We start from the raw sequence: 271 nt of genomic DNA on the forward strand, positions 1-271 counted from the left end.
CGGCCAGTCGTCGCGTCGCCAGCGGCCTGTCTGACGTGCCCAGCAACGTCATCGCCGCCGCAACGGTGTCCCTGCCGCCCAGCGGATGTTCGAACTCGATGCCCGGCGCGCCGGACTCCACCGGAATCCAGATCACTCCCAGCCCGCCCATCAATTTGGCGTGGTCCTTGCCATAGCGAATGCCCGCCAGGTCCGTCTGGAAGACCTGGCGGATGATGGCGTTCCGGTCCGTCGGCGCCGTGGCGTTGGCGGCCGCCGCAAGGCGCAGCGG

At 69.7% G+C, this 271-nt stretch carries 1 pseudogene; it reads right to left on the bottom strand.

Annotation, left to right across the window (positions count from 1 at the left end):
• Positions 1–271, bottom strand: a pseudogene (locus tag SB751_RS30665) (hypothetical protein); the annotation flags it as partial.

The sequence above is a fragment of the Cupriavidus sp. SIMBA_020 genome, assembly GCF_046535395.1.
Lineage (GTDB): Bacteria > Pseudomonadota > Gammaproteobacteria > Burkholderiales > Burkholderiaceae > Cupriavidus > Cupriavidus campinensis.